This window comes from Bdellovibrio sp. HCB-110 (assembly GCF_047323225.1).
Classification (GTDB): Bacteria; Bdellovibrionota; Bdellovibrionia; order Bdellovibrionales; family Bdellovibrionaceae; genus Bdellovibrio.
On record NZ_CP178750.1, the window covers coordinates 3478884 to 3495678 of the forward strand.

Here is a 16795-nt window from a genome sequence, read left to right on the forward strand (position 1 = left end):
TGTATGAAACACGGTACGTACTTGCATTCATTTCTGGTGATCTTGCTGATCCTGGCGACGAACGTTGCCCTGGCGGCCCCGAATTCACTGACCTATCAAGGACGCATTGTTAAGTCCGATGGGACATCTCTAGAATACAACAACGTGAGCTTTCTTTTTGAGATCACAAACAACAACGGTTCCTGCGTTATCTATCGTGAACAAAAAAATGGAATCAATATGGCAAACAGCCATGGTGTTTTCGATGTTCCCATTGGCACAGGAACTAAATTATTTCCCTCCTCTCCGACAAAAACTCTTCTCAGTGCATTTGACAATACCCTCATTCATGACTGTGCGGATGCGGATAACAATGTCTCTGGAACTTACACCCCTTCTGTTACCCATTCACGTTTACTGCGCGTGCAATTTCATGACGGCACAGGTTGGAAACTGATTAGTCCTGACAATGAAATCCGCACGGTTCCGTTTTCAGCCTTTGCGCAGTCCGCTGAAAAATTGGGCGACAAATCTGTCTCTGATTTCGTTTTAAAAACCGGAGTTCCTACTTGTAATGCCAACGAGTTCTTAACATGGAACGGAAGTACCTTAGCTTGTGCTCCTGTCACCGGTGCGAGCGGCGGAACTGTGACAACAGTGTCGTCCGCAAATGCTTATCTCAGTGTTACTAATCCAACTTCCACACCTCAGTTAACTTTGAATGTTGGTACGACGGCGGGAACTGTAGCAACTGGTGATGACTCACGTTTTACTGATGCACGCGTCCCGATGGGTGCGGCGGGAGGAGACCTGAGTGGAACTTATCCAAATCCTTCCGTTGCGAAACTTCAAAGTGTTGCTGTTTCAAATTCAGCACCGACCAATGGGCACTTTTTAAAATTCGATGGCACTCAATGGGGAAGTTCCGCGATTGCCATGAGCGATGTCACGAACTTAAATTCCACTTTGAGTAACTATCACACTGTCGCCGCATTTAATTCTGCCGTCGGAAGTGGAAACTGTGCCGCTCACCAAACTCCCTATTGGAATTCAGTTTCTGGTTCTTTCCAATGTCAGGCGATCAATGTCTCTGTAGCGGGTGACGTGAGCGGAACCATTGGCGCAGTCTCTGTAAATAAAATTAAAGGTGTTGATGTTGATACAACAGGACTCACTTCAGGTCAGGTCTTAAAATATGACGGAACTAAATGGACTCCGGCCGCCGACTCCAATGCTGGTGGCACGGTTACAAATATCGCCACGGGCACGGGTCTTTCTGGAGGACCGATTACTTCCACCGGCACCATTTCTCTTGCAAACACGGCTGTGACTGCCGGCTCGTATGGATCAACAACCCAAGTGGGAACCTTTACGGTCGATGCCCAAGGTCGCCTGACCGCAGCGTCTAGCTCGTCAATTGCATTTCCGGTCACCTCAGTTGCTTCGAAAACTGGGGCCGTGTCTTTAGACTATGGCGATATCAATAGTGCCGCATCTAAATATCTCACGTACAGACCAAACAATGTCGCTTGTGCCGATGGACAGGTTATTAAATGGATCGCTGCCAACTCTCGTTGGGAATGCGCAAACGACACAGATACTTCATCTGGAGGTACTGTCACTAACGTCGCAACAGGAACGGGATTAACTGGTGGTCCGATCTCTGCCACGGGAACTATTTCGCTTGCTGATACGGCTGTGACTGCAGGATCATACACACGCGCTAATATCACCGTCGACGCACAAGGTCGTTTGACTGCCGCAAGCAATGGAGCCTCTATAAATTTAGCGTCTGAAGTCACGGGAACTTTACCTATTGCAAATGGTGGTACTGGCGCTACATCACTCACTGCCAACAGACTGTTAGCCTCGAATGGAACAGGTTCTGCCGTGACAACATTCAACTGTGCTATCGGACAACTGGTTTCATTTGATGCCACGGGTTTAATGATCTGTTCGACTTTCACCACAGGCTCTGTGTTCATTAATGGTGGAAACTCTTTTGCGGGAGCAGCCACTCTCGGCACTAACGACAATTATGCATTAAGTTTTGAAACCAATGGCACGACGAAGATGAGCATTCTTGCCAATGGCTCAGTTGGGATTGGAACGGTCTCTCCTGGAAATAAGCTCGATGTTGTCGACGACTCCGATGCTGGAATAAAATATTCGATGTTTCAAACCTATCCCGCAGACATCAGAATCTTTAAAGGACGAGGCACACCCACTGCTCCCACAGCTGTGGTAAGCGGCGATCCTCTCGGCGGACTTCAATTTTATGGTTATGGATCAGGGGCATCCCCTACAGCTCGCAGCGCAGCTGTTGAAGCACTCGCTACAGAAAACTACACAGCAACTGCACGTGGAGCCGCTCTCTCGTTTAAAACTGCGGCGAATGGAACAACCACAACACCTGAACGACTTCGCATCGACCAAAGTGGTTACATTGGCATCAACCAATCCACTCCGTTATCGCTTCTTCACATCACGGAGCCGAATGACAACTGGGAGAGTGGCATTCGCATTGATCGCTCATGGGACTCGACAACAGACTATGTTCAAGTCATGTATGACTACGAAGGTCTCAAAATTCGCACAGCGGATGATGGAGACGACAAGGCCGATATTGTTTTTAAACCCAAAAATTCAGAAGCCCTACGCATTCGAGACAATGGTAATATCGGAATTGGAACTGCCAATCCCGCGCAAAAATTAACCATCGTTGGCACCTCGATAACCGGAGGGACGGAACAAACTAATATTTCGGCTTTTGCAAACAATGGTCTGCAAATCGCCGGAAGCGTGTCGAACTCGTCTCAAGATGCCATTACATACCAGGGCGGCGGCTCAGGTGGTGGTGCAGCTATGGCTTTCCGTCGAGGCGGATCTTACGACACCTACATCGATTTCTATACCAACAATGCAAATACAGCGGGCTCCATTTCACAAGCTATGACTATTTCAAATCTAGGAAATGTCGGTATCGGAACATCCTCGCCAGAAAGAATTCTTCATATTCTGGGAACTGGTGGCGTGGATGATGACCTGTATTTGCAATCTCAAGGCAACACCGCTGAAGGCGCATTGATTATAACCAAAGCGCGCGATAGTTCGGGCGCTCCCGCCGCAGTTCTCAACGGAGACAGTTTGGGTTTCCTTACCTTTAGAGGTTATGATGGCACAGACTATATTCAATCAGGATTCATCAAAGTTTCTGCGGCTTCAGACTATGCAACTTCCAAGTCCGCAGTCATGACCTTCTCGACAATAGCCGCTGGAGCAACTGCGGAGAGAATGAGAATCCACTCGGACGGGAATATCGGTATCGGCATGACGCCGACAAAAAAATTGGACGTTGCCGGAAGCATGGGCGCTACGGGTAATATCGTGAACGGTGGTTATGACTTTATTCTCGGAAACAGCGATCAAGTGACACGCGGAAATTCGGGCGGTTCTCGCGCGCTGGTGAAAGATTCTGGCGCGACACTGGTTATCAACTACGCGGGAGATTTCGTCGGAGGCACTGCTGTCAACGGACCCTCGCTTCGTCCTTATGCAGACAATGCATCCACACTGGGCACCGGCGCTCAGCGATGGTCTGCTGTTTATTCGGCAAATGGAACAATTCAAACTTCGGACCGTCGTTTGAAATCCAATATCACAAATCTGAATCAAGGCCTTGCCTTTATCGCAAGTCTTCGTCCTGTCTCCTTTAACTGGACACAGGAAACTTCGCAAACATCACCAAAACAACACTGGGGATTTATCGCCCAAGAACTCAATGACAATGTTCGAGCTGAAAACGTCGGCCTTCTTTATAAAGACGAAAACAGTTATTGGGGTGTGAACTATGGCGAGTTGATTGCTCCTCTTACAAAAGCCGTCCAGGAACTGCATGGCATTTGCAAAGCTTCAGACAGTCAGCTTCAGGCGATTTCGCAGAAGCTAGAAGATCATAACGAACGCATCAAGCACCTAGAAAACCAAATGGCGCAATTACAGAATCAAAATGAAGAGCTCCGTAAACAAAATGAGGAGCTTATGAAGTATATACGGTCTCAGAATGAGAAAACTCAAAGAAATCCGGCATCCAGCCGATAAGTATTAGGTCGGAGGTAGTACGTGAAAAAGCTAATTCTTCTTTCACTTCTTGTGGTCGCAACAGGCTGTTCTATGGAAGCATCTTTAGAGCAACTTGCAGAACTTGCACCCGCTCCAATTAAATTTCAAGATCCTGCTAAAACAACGGGTCTCGTTTCGGGTTCTACTCAAACGGGCACAGCCACTGGTGGCGGCGTAACTTACCATGTGCAAAGCACTGTGGGTAACTACATGTCAGGTATCGAACAGACGACCTCTGATAACACTTACAAGGTATATAGCTCTGTTCAAGGGGCCATCGTTTCCAACTAAGCCTTCTTTCACTGGACCTAGATCCTAGGTCCTCTTCCCGCCTCAAGTTTCAAAATAAGACAACCGATAAAGGTTTTGGATAAAACCATGGAAGGGTTTTCTTATGATGAAGATGTTTGTCTTTATTCTCACAATTGGATTTGCCACCTCAGCACGAGCGGCCGAGCCCACCGTCGTCGATGTTCGTCGCAATATCACACTTTCTGAAGACGATACCGTTTACAAAGATTTCTACATCAATGGCACTGCAGGATTGAAAAAGAATCTTGTTGTGACGGCTGTCCGCAAAATCAATATTCGCGATGCCAGTGGCGCGAGTGCAGTCGGAGAAATTTTTGTTCCGGTTGGGCAGCTTAAAATTATCGCTGTTTTTGACAAAGTAGCTGTGGCTCGTGAATACACCCTGCTCTCTCGCGATGAATTACCCATGCTTGAACAAACCGGAATTATGACTGGCGATCGCATTGAGGTTAAGGGTTCGTTCATTGATAATTCGAAGCCAAAACCAAAACGAAAAGTGGCTGAGGAAACTGGTGCCGCAACAACAACCGCGGTTGCAATAACAACAGTGATTGCTCCTGCTGCGAGTCCTCTCACCCCGGCACCAACGGCTGCGACCACGGGGAACCCTGTAGAAAGTGCAAATTTAAAGGTGGATTCAGCTCTTAAAACAACTAATCCAGCCTCCACCGCTGCTGCGGTTGCGGCATCTTCCGCTTCCGCGGGGGAAACCCTTGAAAAAACGGCGGATTCTGGTAACAACACTCTTCATGAGTGACAATTCTTACTTTCGTATCCGTTTAAGCCAAGTTCCTGCCGAACTTGAAGACATCATCACCACACATTGCTTTGAATGCGGAGCCTCTGGAGTTACAGAGGCTTTGGCTTTTACGCAGCCGGATCTGACTTACGATCCTCAGCTTTTGCATGTGCGCGCCCACGAAATGGACGTGTTCTTTCAAGAAAGACCTGAATGCAATTTCTTCGACGGTCTTTTGGAACACAGCCAAGGTATTAAATGGCATATCTACGAAGAAGAAAACAAAGACTGGCTTGAAGAGTGGAAAAAAGGTTTTAAACCTTTCAAACTTGTCGGCGATTTCTGGGTTGTGCCATCTTGGTTGCAACCTCCGGCTGAATGCAAACATGCGATCTACATTGATCCGGGCATGGCCTTCGGAACTGGCACTCACGCTACCACACAAATGATGGCGTTCTTTATTCACAAGCTTTCTGAAAAATATAAAAACGACATCGCCAACTGGGCCATGCTTGACGTCGGCACGGGCACTGCTATTCTCGCAATGCTCGCACAAATGAGCGGCATGGGCCTTGTTACGGGAATCGAGATTGATCCCGAAGCCCGTCGCGTGGCGCGTGAGAACGTAAAACTCAATAAACTTACACAAATCGAAATTCCTGAAACGCAAATTGAAGATATGCGCGAACAATACGACGTTGTTGTCGCCAATATCATCGACGGAGTTTTGATCAATATTAAAAAAGATCTTTTGCGCGTTCTCAAACCAGGTGGGCACATGCTCCTCACGGGAATTTTAGAAGAGCGTGATAATCACTTCTTTGAAAAATTCATGGAGAACTCCGGCCTTACCGTTATTCGCCGTCTTGAAAAAGACGAATGGGTCGGTTACTGGGTTCAGTCATGAGACGCTACTGGATCGAAAAAAAGGACATCTTTCAAAACCAAGTGAATTTCACGGGCGACGTCTTTCATCACATTTTCGATGTGTGTCGCCAAGAAGTGGGTTCCAAGTTTGAAGTCCTCACTGAAGACAGCAAAGCTTATTTCGTTGAAGTCACCCAAGTAACAAAGAAAACAGCAGCAGCTCAAATTCTTGAAGAGCGCGTGATCCCGGAACTTAAAACTCCTCACGTGCATTTGCTGCTTTCAATCTCTCGCTTTCCGGTGATGGATGCAGTGATGGAAAAAGCCGTCGAGTTGGGTGTTAAAAGCATCCAGCCGTTCTTTTCAGAGTTCAGCTTTGTTCGTAAGGGCGAAAAGATTTCCGAAAACAAGGTCGAACGCTGGGATAAAATTGTCCGCTCCGCCACTCAACAATCCGGTCGCGGCGATCTTATGAAAATTCACTCCCCTATTCCTTTTGAGAAAATTTCGGATTTGATTAACCAAAAGCCCGGTTCCGTGGGTCTATTTGCTTATGAGGGTCCGTCGACTCTTAGCATCAAGGATTATGTCACCAAGGTTAAATTAGAGCACCCTCAAGGGATCAAAGATCTCTGGATCATCGTAGGCAGCGAGGGAGGCTTCTCTCACAAAGAGGTCGAAGAATTTCAGAAACTAGGCCTTGATCCAGTGACCCTGGGACCCCAGGTTTTGCGAGTTGAAACGGCTTGCATGGCCCTGGTATCAGTCCTAAAGTATGACTTTGATCTGATGTGTTGAAAGGAGAGGGAATGGATCCCTTTGAGGAATTTGAATTTAAGCCGCTCACGGATGGTCTAGGTTTCCACAAAAAGAAATCTGCGACACCGGCCAAGGAAGATACAAAAGCAGCGGACACTTTCTCCAAAAATCTGATGAAGAACCAAGGTTTGGAATTGATCGAAGAATCTTCGACAGATCCACTCCGCCCTCCTCTTCCGCGCAAAAAAACGTCTTCTCCAATTCCTCCAGCTCCTGGTTCTTTAACAGAAGTGGGCGGAGACGGCTCAGCGGCTGTTGACGAGATTCTCAAGACTCTTCAGAAAAACCGTCGTTTGGATTTTGAAAACTCCAAACAAAAGATGGCGCAAACAGCGACAAAACAAGAATACAAAAAAACGACGTGGAGTTTTTCAGCAGCTATGTTGGATGCCATGTTGGTTGTAGCGGCAAGCCTTCTTTGCATGATCATTCTTTTGGTTGTGACGAAAGTGGACTTGATCGGCAATCTGACAAATCCAGACGCTCAAGGTATGATCTATCTTGCGACGGTGTCTTTGTTTGCGGGTGTTGCGTTCATCTACCTTGCATTGAATCGCATCTACGTGGGCTGCACTCCAGGCGAGTGGGCTTTTGATCAAAGAATTGGAAAACCAGAAGAGTTGAACAGAGCTTCTTACTCTTTGAAGGTTGTGGCTCGTTCGTTCCTCGTGATTGTGACTGGCTTCATCGTTTTCCCGATTCTTTCATCTTTATTCAATAAAGATTTTGCGGGCTCCATCACAGGCGCTCAGCTTTACAAAAAGGCATAGTTTTCATGGGCCAAGTTCGCAATTTTGATAACATTGAAGCGGCTTTGGCTCCTCTTCGTTCTCAAGGTAAAAAAATCGTTTTCACAAATGGCGTGTTTGATCTGCTTCACGTAGGTCACGTGCGCTATCTTCAAGAAGCTCGTTCTTTAGGTGATGCCTTGGTGGTCGGCGTGAATGCTGATGCTAGCGTGAAACGCCTGAAGGGCCCGACTCGTCCTGTGCAAACGGAAAACGATCGTGCCGAGATTCTCGCAGGTTTGTGGGCGGTGGATTTCACAGTGATTTTTACGGAAGACACTCCTGCAAATCTTATCGAAAAAGTTCGTCCTGATATTCTGGTTAAAGGTGGCGACTGGAAGATTGATCAGATCGTTGGCGCGCCCTTCGTGCAATCTTATGGTGGCAAGGTGATGTCTTTGCAGTTTGTGGATGGCAAATCCACCACCAAGATCATTGAAAAAGCTCAGAAGTAATTTACTCCGGACAAATCAAAGCGCGTTCGGCTGAGGTGATCGAGTATTTCAAGAGAGGCTTAAAGTCTTTGAGCTTCTTGCGAATGCTCGCAAATCCTGACGAATTTCCGTCTGTATTCATGACCCAGTAAGCGTCGACTTTCTCATTGCTCCAACCACAGAACTGCTTAAGAGCCATTCCCGAAATCAATCCCGAAGAATGCCAACCATTCCAACAGTGAGCATAAATAGGGCCATTCAGCTTTCCCTTAATACGATCGTAAATCATCGAAAGAATCTTATCATTCTCTCCCGCAGCCGCATATTGTTTGTACTGCAGTGTTTGATCTTGATGAGACGTGTTTTTACAAACAACGCTTTTAGGAGCCTTGGAAAAATTCTCAGAGTAAAGGTACACGGCGGCCGAAAAGTCTTCCTCACACAAATTCTTCAAGCCCACCGTCGGAAGAGGGTTCGCATTCGCACGAGGAGAATCGAGATACAAATTATTCGCTCCCCCGCGATACATCACCCCATGCAAAACCACACGAAAATTGCGAGTTCCGTAGAGATCGTCATTCCCTTGTCCTTTATTATCTGTAGCTTTGACAATGGGATCTTCCATTTCGTAGCGAAGTTTAAATTTTTCCACTTCCTCATCCAGACGAAATCCGACAATTTCTGGCTCAAGAGTTCCTGGAGTCGGCGTTGTGGTGGGTGTTTCAGGTTGTTCCTGACCAACGTTGGTATCTATCGCGTTTTCAAGGGCTTTCGTGATGCTTACTTTCGCACAGGCAATAAATTGGCTAGCGACGAAAGATAAAAATATTAATTTTTTGATAGTCATCGTTTGCATTCCTACATCTTGAGGGAATCACGGGGAAGTTCACAAGCTTTCTAGACCATAAAAAAGTGAATGTGAGGGAACAGTGCCATGTAGTTTGACAAAATTTTCTAATCTTTTTGTAAGATGCGTCGGATTTTTTTCGGGAGAAACATGGGGACATGGAAAAAATACGCAAAACCATTTTATTATCCCTTCTTTTACTAACTTCCTCTCAGGCCGTGGCATTGAATCTCGGCAATCTTCAGGGAGAATCTCGACGGGAATACAAATCCCCTCGTGGTCTCTCGGAGCTTTGCGTGATTCAAAAAAAATGGCCTGGAGCCGTCTACAGCAACAGTGATGTTTCAAAAGAAAACACGCTCTGCAACTATGATTTTTATCTGAACGTTGGACTTTGTCCGAAATATACGTCGACAAATCCTGCGATTTTACTTTTGGAACCCAATGCTCAATATAGCAAAGAAGCCATTGATGCTTCCGACTGCCAAATTAAATCGATGAAGCTAGAGACCGAGGCAAAATTCAAGCAAAGTGTCACTTGCTCTTACACTCCTGCGATCTTGGCTTACTATCATGTGTCCCGCGCTCTCGGAAATGTGGGCCGAGTGCCTACGACCGTCTTGCGAACAATGGATATTGTCACCCACGCAAAGCTCACACAAAAGGCCAACAACTATTTAAGCAACATCAATGACCCTATCAGATTGTCATGGGAGCAAGTGGCATTGGCTCATAAAAATCCCCGCATGCATCCGCGACTTTTTGAAAGCTCTCTTAACCAAATTTACGGAGCTCTTAGTGATAACATCAAAAAAGAAGAACAGTATACCGACGTCAGTGGACATGGCGACTATGACAGCCGCTATCAGCGCTTCCTTCGTCAAAAGCCTTTCTTAAGAGTCGCAAGCTCCCAAAGCGTTTCACAACAAGTAGGCACCACGGAATTCACTCAGGTTGCGCAAGTGGTATTGCAGATGAAAGACGTTGCCGATATGGTCCTGATCGATACGCTCTTAAATCAACAGGATCGTATCGGAAATATTCACTATAAATTTTTCTGGTACTATATCGATCCGCAGACAAATAAACTGGTCCGTCGTAAATCCGATGCAAAGGTCAAAAAAGATTCCGTGCAAATTCCCGAAGAAGAGAGCCGTGAAATGTCGGGCCTCCAAGCCGCCCTGCTTAAAGAAATGGTCCTTAAAGACAATGATTGCGGAGTTACCAAAACCAATATGATGAAAAAAATCGGCGCGCTTGATAAAGTCCGCCATTTTAGTTATGCGACTTACCGCGGGCTTCTTTATTTTGAACAAGCTCTCAATACTCCTGCCGCCAAAGACTACTTTATGACCGAGTTGCTCTTTGCGGCCTCGGAATACAAATCACTTTTGAAGAACACTCAGGAGGCCAAACGCATTCTTATGGCAAAATGCCAATCAGGCGACCTGCATTTTGATGTGGATCTTGAAACCTATATTCCAGGAACGCCACCGCCGACCATTTCGTGTGCGCTTTAGCGATACAAAATCCCTGGTGACACCACATCTGGGATTCCGAGATGCGTGGCCATGGAATTTCCGAACTTTGAAAAGGATCCACCTACAAGTTCAAAGCGGCGGATAAGTTCTACCATCCAAATTGGAATTTTCTTTTCGCACTTTAGTTCAAGAACCACTTTTTTACCCGGCTCCTCAAAGGAGTCGGGATGATCATAGTGGCATAGCTCTTTTTCATTGGGAGCCACACTCCAGTTTTGCATTTCTTGATAACGTAGATCTCGGTCGAAAGTCACCCGAGCATAGTCGTCCACTTCAGACAAATAGGCTTTCCTTCTATACTGCGTAAGGATCACCGGTCCCAGATTGTAGGTCATCTTCAGATGAAGAAAGTCCTGGAGGTTCTCGGCGGAAAATGCATCCATGTTTTCAGGAACTGCTTCACGCTCCACAATCTCCTGCCACTGATCAGTGAGAACTTTAGCTCTTTTTTTCTGCACAAATTCTCTCACCTTATACTTCACTTCAAAGAAGTAAGGCGGCGCAGTTCCCTCTCCATAGGAACGAATGCGCATATTAAAACTAAAAGCACCGGCAAATTCTTTGGAACGCAGTAAATATAAGTTCGGTGAATCTAGATAGAGGCTATTGATTGTATAAAAATGATCTGTCTGAATCGCCGAATAGTAGTCCATGCTACAGTAGGATTCGACAAATTTTGAAATGGGTGCAACCATTTCTGGAGCAATAAGGTATTTAAGTTCGTAGCGCTCTAAATTTAAGGGTGATACTTGCTGTCCCACTATATCTCCCCTTGTCTTTTATCTAAATAGTTTTTATTAGGAGCTTTAAGTAGGATCTCACTTTCAAGTAAATAATCGAGATACAGAGACGTGATTTCCTGTTGTTGGTTGAGAAGATCCAATTGCTCTTGTTGCTGGGTGATTTTTCTCTCGATATTGGCAAGAGAATCCAAAGTTCCCACCGAAATCTTTTCCATCTTCTTCGTCTTGCGATAGATGTCGACCAAGTTGAGAATTTGCACCTTCAAGGATTGCAGCTGATCACCACTTTCTTCCAAGTCCCTTTGCTTCAACGCTCTTTTTAGAATCAGTTCATTTTGTTTCTGCTTGGCTAGATCATCAGAACCAAGTCCAGGAATCTGCACTGTCAATTCAACCTTGTAGCGGGTTTCGTCATCCTTCCTGGTTTGGCTGACTTCAACAGCTTTGAACCACTGTTTTTCTCTGCCTTTGACAATTTCAAGCTCTTGTCCCATTTGTTCTATTTCTTCATTGGCAATTTTTCTGCTCAATGAATCTCCATTGGGATAATGCCCTTGCAGGAGCTGAGAAATATCGTCAACTTGCACCAACTCCAGTCCCACGAGGCTTCTGTCTTTTATTTCCGGGACCCAAGTTTTAACCCTTTTTTCCAGAATTTCTTTTTCCTGACGAAGAGCATTTTGAGTTCTTTGTAATTTATAGAGGTCCGACTTTGCCGACAAAAAAGATTTCGACGTTCCCCGGCCCGCCCGCAAAGACAAGCTCTGAGCTTGAATATAGAGTTCTGAAAGATGCAACGCCTCCTCCACACACTTCAACTTTTGCGAGTTCAGTTCCACCAAAAGCAGAGTGTTGTAGCGACTTCGCAGAGCCCACCCGAGGGATGTTTCCTTTAATAGCTTTTGTTCATTCCCCTGACCTTTTTTACCTGTCCATTCTGGCCAAGATTTAAATTGAAACTTAAGTCCGACCTCAACCTCGGCGGATCCGTTTTGCTCTTGCGAAAGAACCCCTTCCACATTGCGGAGAGGATTGCGGGAACCTGTGGGTTGAATCTCGTCATACGAAAGATAAGTCCTATCACTCCAAGCTGTTTTGAGAACTTGCTCGGAGGTATAGGCAAAAGCTCCTGAACAAAAAAACATCAGGATGCAGAAAATTTTCATTCACGCACCTTGGCCGACATATACGGAATCGTGATAAACTTTCCATTCTTCTTATTATCAAATACGCCATAGATCTGACGAGAAGCCGGAGCAACTGCAATACCTTCAAGCTTTCGCACGTCAAACTCTTGAACAAGTTCTGCCGTGGTCGCCCCAGGCATCACCTTCCACACGGCACTGCACTTATCACTGCGACAGGAAGACGCCACATAGACACTGTCACCCTCAAAGGTAATATCCGTTAAATAAAATTCGGAATCGGCCTGCGGCAACTTCAGCTGAAAGCGATAGGCAATACTGACATCGGAAGTTGCGACCTGCCCTTTGTCAAAAAGACTACCGAGGGACTTAATCCTTAAAATAAGTCCTTCGTGCTTTTGTAAAATAGGACGTTTAAGAGCTAAGTAGAGATCATCTCCTTTTACAAAATGTCCTTCGATTTCCAAGTCATCTTTCTTGGTGCCTCGCGAGTGTAAAAAGATACTTTTTAGCGCAGGGTCCGTTGAGTTTTTTAGCGCCGCCAAAAGAGCCCCTCGCAAATCGATCTCTTTTTCCATACGGAAATGCAAACCATCCCGCTTTACTTGAACAAAAAGTTGTCTCGCTTTTTTAAGATTCCCTTTTGTCGTCGCAGACAAGGAACTTAGTAGATAAATGTAAGGTCCTTGAAGAGAAATAGATTCGATATCTTCCATTTCATCAAGTCCCTCGATGGGCAAGGTTTGCTCCGCCACTTCGCCATTTTGATTCATCAAGAGAATCAACGGACGGGACTCCGGGTAGTCATCCGAGATCAACGCGAACTGACGAATCTCCGGCAAATACGCAATTCCCGATATCTCAGGTTGAAATTGATTGGTAATCCCCGACGGAAAACGAATATCCGCGAGAGACTGATGAACCACATCCCATTGCAGCTCTTTTTCGTCAGCCTGGGCACTGCTGAATAAAGACAGTCTCCAAGACTTTTTAACCGTGACTCTTTCGCCCAAAAGAAAGCCATTCGCCTTCGGAATTTTCACAACCACTTCGCGCCCCCAGGCCGGCAAAGACTGGATGCGTAAAAGTCGCTCAGGAATTGGAACAATACGTGACCCGACGCCAATCACTTGTCCCTGCACAACAGCTCCGCCGGCTGAAGAAACGTCGACGACTTGTCCAATAGAAATTGAGGAGCGAAGGTTCTCGTTGACGTAACCATTCACGTAGGTGGGATTAATTGGAACCAAGGTGACAAGCGGAGCAAATGCAGGGGCCTTTTCTCCGTCTTTATAATTTACAGCCGCGACCGCACCATCAACATCGGCAAAAACAAATAAATTGCGAAGTTTATTTTCTATGAGATCAATTTCGCGCCTTGTATCCACCAACTCAACCTGCAACGGATCGGCCTCATCGGGAAGACGAGTTACATCGCGGGTGAGACGATAAATTTGTCTGCGCAGTTTAAGTTCTGCCGAGAGACGATCCTGACGTGCTTTCAAGGTGCGAAGTTGCAAATCCAAATCTGCCTGACTGAGCTCAACCAATAAATCGCCTTTTTTAACAATTTGGTTGGGCATGACATGGACCCGTTTAATTTCTACGGGGTTGTCAAAATTCACATGATATTCGCGAGATTCTGCGACTCCTAAAATACTGACAGATTCAGACCCCAAGACAAGTCCCAACGCCAAAATCAGAACAACGGCACAACACCAACAACCAAAAAGGATTTTGTTGTCATGGCCAATAACATCTCCGAAAAACGACTTAAAAAAAGCTTTGAGGATTTTCATTTTTAAACCTCAATCACAGACTCTTGGTTCATAAAATTTAAGCCCCGCACTGACTGCACCTTACTAAGCTCTTCAATCAACTGAGCAGAGGTCGCTTGAGGCTTCAGACGAATTTGGTAAGAAAAATCCAAGCGATCCCCTTGCCCGACTTCCCGAATAGTGGCTAAGGCAAAGTGGCGGCATTGACCCTCCAAAATATTTTCTGCCAGTCGCTGTTCATCTGCAGAGCGCGCTAAATTAAATCGCAAGAGTCCGTCAAACTGAGGTCCTGATGCAAAGGACGACCCTTGTAAAACAACAAGGGCTACGACAAAACACGCCGTTCCTAGAATAGCGATACCATAAGCATGAACTCCCGAAGCAAGCCCCACGGCCAAAGACGCAAAGATAAAAAACATGTCTCTAGGATCTTTTACGTTGGTTCGAAAACGCAACAATGACAGTGCACCGATCATGCCGATACCACGAGCCACGTTATCACCAATGGCCTGCATGGCAATAGCAATAACAATGGGTAAAAGAACAAGTCCGTGCAAAAAATTAAGCGAGTATGAGAGCCCGCGAAAGGTTTTCACATAAATAAGCGCCAACACGGTTCCTAGAACAAAACTGAGAAGAAAAGCATAGATGATTGAAATCCACGTCGGGTTCGCAAAGGAAGAATTCAGCACTGAAAAATCCAACATCGAAGCCCCCCCAAAATCAAACGGCTCGGCCACTTTAATTGATGGAGTTCAGAGAACAATGAGTTTATGCATCTCCTGCTAATCAACAGGATATTTCTAAATAGAAATTATAGAACTAGAAACGGAAGCCGATTTTTCCGCTGTAGATGGAGTCGGTGTAACGATCAATTTGCAAAGCAATAAACATTTTTGAGACATCGACGCTGATGCCGAAAACGCTGTGTCCTTCGGTCACATCTTCTTCGACAGTTTCTTGACTGTCCGTAATGCCACCAGCACCACCGATAAACTTGCCAATGGCACGAATTTGCCCGGCACCGAAATAAATCGCGACATTGTCCATAGCAACAGTCGCAATAATATCTCCGCCCACAGTAGAAACATTGATCAAATTGGCAAAGTTAGCACCGCCCCCATAAATCATCGCTGTGAGGGTCAAAGGAAAAAAGCGAGCTTCGTAAAAGCCCCAGCGCACTTGCCCACCAAAACTCTGAATGTCTTCTCTTTGACCAAACGGAGTAAAGTACACGTGCGTGTCGACATTGTGAAAAAGACCTTTCCCAAAAGTCAGGGTGTAGTAGTTGTACTCACCTCTGTCATTGGTCTTACTGCCAAGGCTTGCCAAATCTTCGACAGGAATAAATTCGGAAGAAAGTCCCATCTCGACACCCGTGTAGCCCCCCAAAGGATACGGGTTGTCTAAAATTTTCGATGCAGAACCAAACCCCAAGATTTGCAAAGCACGAATACGGTCATCTTTATTCAGATTTTTAGGCAAAGAAGTCTCTGACCACGCCAAAAGTGCGTTAAAAGAAATAGCTAAAAAAACAATAAGGCGAAGAAACTTCATCGCCTTATTCTTGTCATAAATTAAAGGAGTGTCCAGCTTTAAAGAGCTGCAACCGTCGTTTGGATTTGACTCAAAGCTGTATTAGCCAAGTTCTTAATCGCCGGGTCTGAGCTTTGTGCAAGTTGTTGAAAGACCGGGATGAACTTAGAGTATCCTGCAATCGCATTCGTCGTAACGTCACCGCGTGAGTTACGTGGATCTGCCGGAGTCGAAACACCGTCTTTTGCTTTTGTGTGGCCTTCGATCACAACTTGAGCTGCTGTTTCAACAACAACTGCATTAGAGCTTTGCAGAGCCGACACCAACATCGGAAGACGCGCTGTCACGGCATAGCTCATAAGGTAAGTTTGTGCCTGTTGTTGCATATCTGTTGGCAATTGATCGTAGTACTGAGCCGTCACTGCGAAGCTTTTTGCGCTGTAAACAGACTTCACCGCCACCAAGCCCAAAGCTTGAGTTTCACCTTTATTAGAGCTGAAAAGATCCGTCACGATTTCATAAAAAGTTTGATCATCTACTTCTTTGCTATCGTAAGCTTGAAGCAATTTCGTCAAATTTTCTTTTGTCGGTTGAGCTCTCATCAAAGCTTTCCACTGAGTACCGCTCAAAGCATTTTTGTCTGGTTGCTGTTGTGGGGTCTTCTCAGAACCGTTACCCGCAACATCAGAGAATGGCTTTTGCGATGGCCCGCCGTCACCCATAAACCCATCGTCAGTCAAAGTCGTGCCTGGGTCTTCCCCTACGATTTGAACTTCAACATTCTTTTTATTAGGGTCTTCAGATTTTTTCGTCTCATTTTTCTTCTGCGCCACAGCCTTAGGAGCCACTGGAGCCGCAGGTTTCTTAGCTTCCGCTGTTTTCTTTGCTTCTTCTTTTTTCTTCGCAAATGGATTTACGTATTTTCTAGAAACTTCGCGATCGCCCAGATCGAATAAAGCCGCCAAGAAAGAGTTCTTGGGACGAGGCATTTCGTAGATCAGCTCTTGAACTTCAGCAACCGCCGTTTTAACAGGCTCTTTCACCAGATAGCCAAGACCCACCACCATCAAAGCGGATAGCCCAAGAATCGAAATTTCAATTTTTCTATCTGTGAAGCTCATAGTAGCCCCCTGTTCTTACAGTTA

Annotated in this window: 15 protein-coding genes; 8 read left to right on the top strand and 7 right to left on the bottom strand. The window is 45.8% G+C overall.

Annotation, left to right across the window (positions count from 1 at the left end):
• The first annotated feature begins 3 nt into the window (after positions 1 to 3).
• From ACL934_RS16500 to rfaE2, 7 genes are all read left to right on the top strand, one after another.
• The gene (locus ACL934_RS16500) at positions 4 to 4080 is read left to right on the top strand and encodes a tail fiber domain-containing protein (protein ID WP_413612616.1); all 4077 of its coding nucleotides are present in this window, start codon (positions 4 to 6) and stop codon (positions 4078 to 4080) included.
• A 21-nt stretch (positions 4081 to 4101) separates the two neighbouring features.
• Entirely contained in the window at positions 4102 to 4392 is a 291-nt protein-coding gene (locus tag ACL934_RS16505; protein WP_374075326.1) for a hypothetical protein, read from the top strand.
• Between the two features lie 103 nt (positions 4393 to 4495).
• Positions 4496 to 5170: a hypothetical protein gene (locus ACL934_RS16510; RefSeq protein ID WP_413612617.1), complete on the top strand. Its 675-nt coding sequence runs from the start codon at positions 4496 to 4498 to the stop codon at positions 5168 to 5170.
• On the top strand, positions 5127 to 6059 hold the full coding sequence (locus tag ACL934_RS16515) for a 50S ribosomal protein L11 methyltransferase (protein WP_413612618.1): 933 nt from the start codon (positions 5127 to 5129) through the stop codon (positions 6057 to 6059). Before ACL934_RS16510 ends, ACL934_RS16515 begins: the two co-directional genes overlap by 44 nt.
• Positions 6056 to 6817, top strand: a complete 762-nt coding sequence (locus tag ACL934_RS16520) for an RsmE family RNA methyltransferase (protein ID WP_413612619.1) — start codon at positions 6056 to 6058, stop codon at positions 6815 to 6817. The genes ACL934_RS16515 and ACL934_RS16520 overlap by 4 nt, the downstream gene beginning before the upstream one ends.
• Positions 6818 to 6828: 11 nt before the next feature.
• Positions 6829 to 7608 (top strand): RDD family protein, encoded by a 780-nt coding sequence (locus tag ACL934_RS16525; RefSeq protein WP_413612620.1) that lies wholly within the window; start codon positions 6829 to 6831, stop codon positions 7606 to 7608.
• 5 nt (positions 7609 to 7613) lie between these two features.
• Positions 7614 to 8081, top strand: coding sequence for a D-glycero-beta-D-manno-heptose 1-phosphate adenylyltransferase (rfaE2, locus tag ACL934_RS16530; RefSeq protein WP_374075338.1), 468 nt, complete (start codon positions 7614 to 7616; stop codon positions 8079 to 8081).
• Position 8082: 1 nt separating this feature from the next.
• On the opposite strand, the gene ACL934_RS16535 is transcribed toward rfaE2, so the two are convergent.
• Complete coding sequence (locus tag ACL934_RS16535; RefSeq protein ID WP_413612621.1) at positions 8083 to 8916, bottom strand: hypothetical protein; 834 nt, start codon at positions 8914 to 8916, stop codon at positions 8083 to 8085.
• Positions 8917 to 9065: 149 nt separating this feature from the next.
• Here ACL934_RS16535 and ACL934_RS16540 point away from each other — a divergent pair, with 149 nt between their 5' ends.
• Positions 9066 to 10427 carry a hypothetical protein gene (locus tag ACL934_RS16540; protein WP_413612622.1) on the top strand — a complete coding sequence of 454 codons (1362 nt, stop codon included), beginning with the start codon at positions 9066 to 9068 and terminating at the stop codon, positions 10425 to 10427.
• On the opposite strand, the gene ACL934_RS16545 is transcribed toward ACL934_RS16540, so the two are convergent.
• The 6 genes from ACL934_RS16545 to ACL934_RS16570 form a co-directional block, all read right to left on the bottom strand.
• On the bottom strand, positions 10424 to 11209 hold the full coding sequence (locus ACL934_RS16545; RefSeq protein ID WP_413612623.1) for a VTC domain-containing protein: 786 nt from the start codon (positions 11207 to 11209) through the stop codon (positions 10424 to 10426). The genes ACL934_RS16540 and ACL934_RS16545 overlap by 4 nt on opposite strands.
• The gene (locus ACL934_RS16550; protein WP_413612624.1) at positions 11209 to 12357 is read right to left on the bottom strand and encodes a hypothetical protein; all 1149 of its coding nucleotides are present in this window, start codon (positions 12355 to 12357) and stop codon (positions 11209 to 11211) included. Before ACL934_RS16550 ends, ACL934_RS16545 begins: the two co-directional genes overlap by 1 nt.
• Positions 12354 to 14135 (bottom strand): HlyD family secretion protein, encoded by a 1782-nt coding sequence (locus ACL934_RS16555; RefSeq protein ID WP_413612625.1) that lies wholly within the window; start codon positions 14133 to 14135, stop codon positions 12354 to 12356. Before ACL934_RS16555 ends, ACL934_RS16550 begins: the two co-directional genes overlap by 4 nt.
• A gap of 2 nt (positions 14136 to 14137) precedes the next feature.
• Positions 14138 to 14821: a DUF4956 domain-containing protein gene (locus ACL934_RS16560; RefSeq protein WP_413612626.1), complete on the bottom strand. Its 684-nt coding sequence runs from the start codon at positions 14819 to 14821 to the stop codon at positions 14138 to 14140.
• Between the two features lie 115 nt (positions 14822 to 14936).
• Positions 14937 to 15671 (bottom strand): hypothetical protein, encoded by a 735-nt coding sequence (locus tag ACL934_RS16565; protein ID WP_413612627.1) that lies wholly within the window; start codon positions 15669 to 15671, stop codon positions 14937 to 14939.
• A 38-nt stretch (positions 15672 to 15709) separates the two neighbouring features.
• A complete protein-coding gene (locus ACL934_RS16570) occupies positions 15710 to 16771 on the bottom strand; it encodes a hypothetical protein (protein ID WP_413612628.1) in 1062 nt (353 codons plus the stop codon).
• Positions 16772 to 16795: the final 24 nt, after the last annotated feature.

Coding starts and splice junctions, on each gene's coding strand:
- ACL934_RS16500 (WP_413612616.1), top strand. CDS start 4: ATGAAACACGGTACGTACTTGCATTCATTTCTGGTGATCTTGCTGATC.
- ACL934_RS16510 (WP_413612617.1), top strand. CDS start 4,496: ATGATGAAGATGTTTGTCTTTATTCTCACAATTGGATTTGCCACCTCA.
- ACL934_RS16520 (WP_413612619.1), top strand. CDS start 6,056: ATGAGACGCTACTGGATCGAAAAAAAGGACATCTTTCAAAACCAAGTG.
- ACL934_RS16525 (WP_413612620.1), top strand. CDS start 6,829: ATGGATCCCTTTGAGGAATTTGAATTTAAGCCGCTCACGGATGGTCTA.
- rfaE2 (WP_374075338.1), top strand. CDS start 7,614: ATGGGCCAAGTTCGCAATTTTGATAACATTGAAGCGGCTTTGGCTCCT.
- ACL934_RS16535 (WP_413612621.1), bottom strand. CDS start 8,916: ATGCAAACGATGACTATCAAAAAATTAATATTTTTATCTTTCGTCGCT.
- ACL934_RS16540 (WP_413612622.1), top strand. CDS start 9,066: ATGGAAAAAATACGCAAAACCATTTTATTATCCCTTCTTTTACTAACT.
- ACL934_RS16550 (WP_413612624.1), bottom strand. CDS start 12,357: ATGAAAATTTTCTGCATCCTGATGTTTTTTTGTTCAGGAGCTTTTGCC.
- ACL934_RS16555 (WP_413612625.1), bottom strand. CDS start 14,135: ATGAAAATCCTCAAAGCTTTTTTTAAGTCGTTTTTCGGAGATGTTATT.
- ACL934_RS16560 (WP_413612626.1), bottom strand. CDS start 14,821: ATGTTGGATTTTTCAGTGCTGAATTCTTCCTTTGCGAACCCGACGTGG.
- ACL934_RS16565 (WP_413612627.1), bottom strand. CDS start 15,671: ATGAAGTTTCTTCGCCTTATTGTTTTTTTAGCTATTTCTTTTAACGCA.
- ACL934_RS16570 (WP_413612628.1), bottom strand. CDS start 16,771: ATGAGCTTCACAGATAGAAAAATTGAAATTTCGATTCTTGGGCTATCC.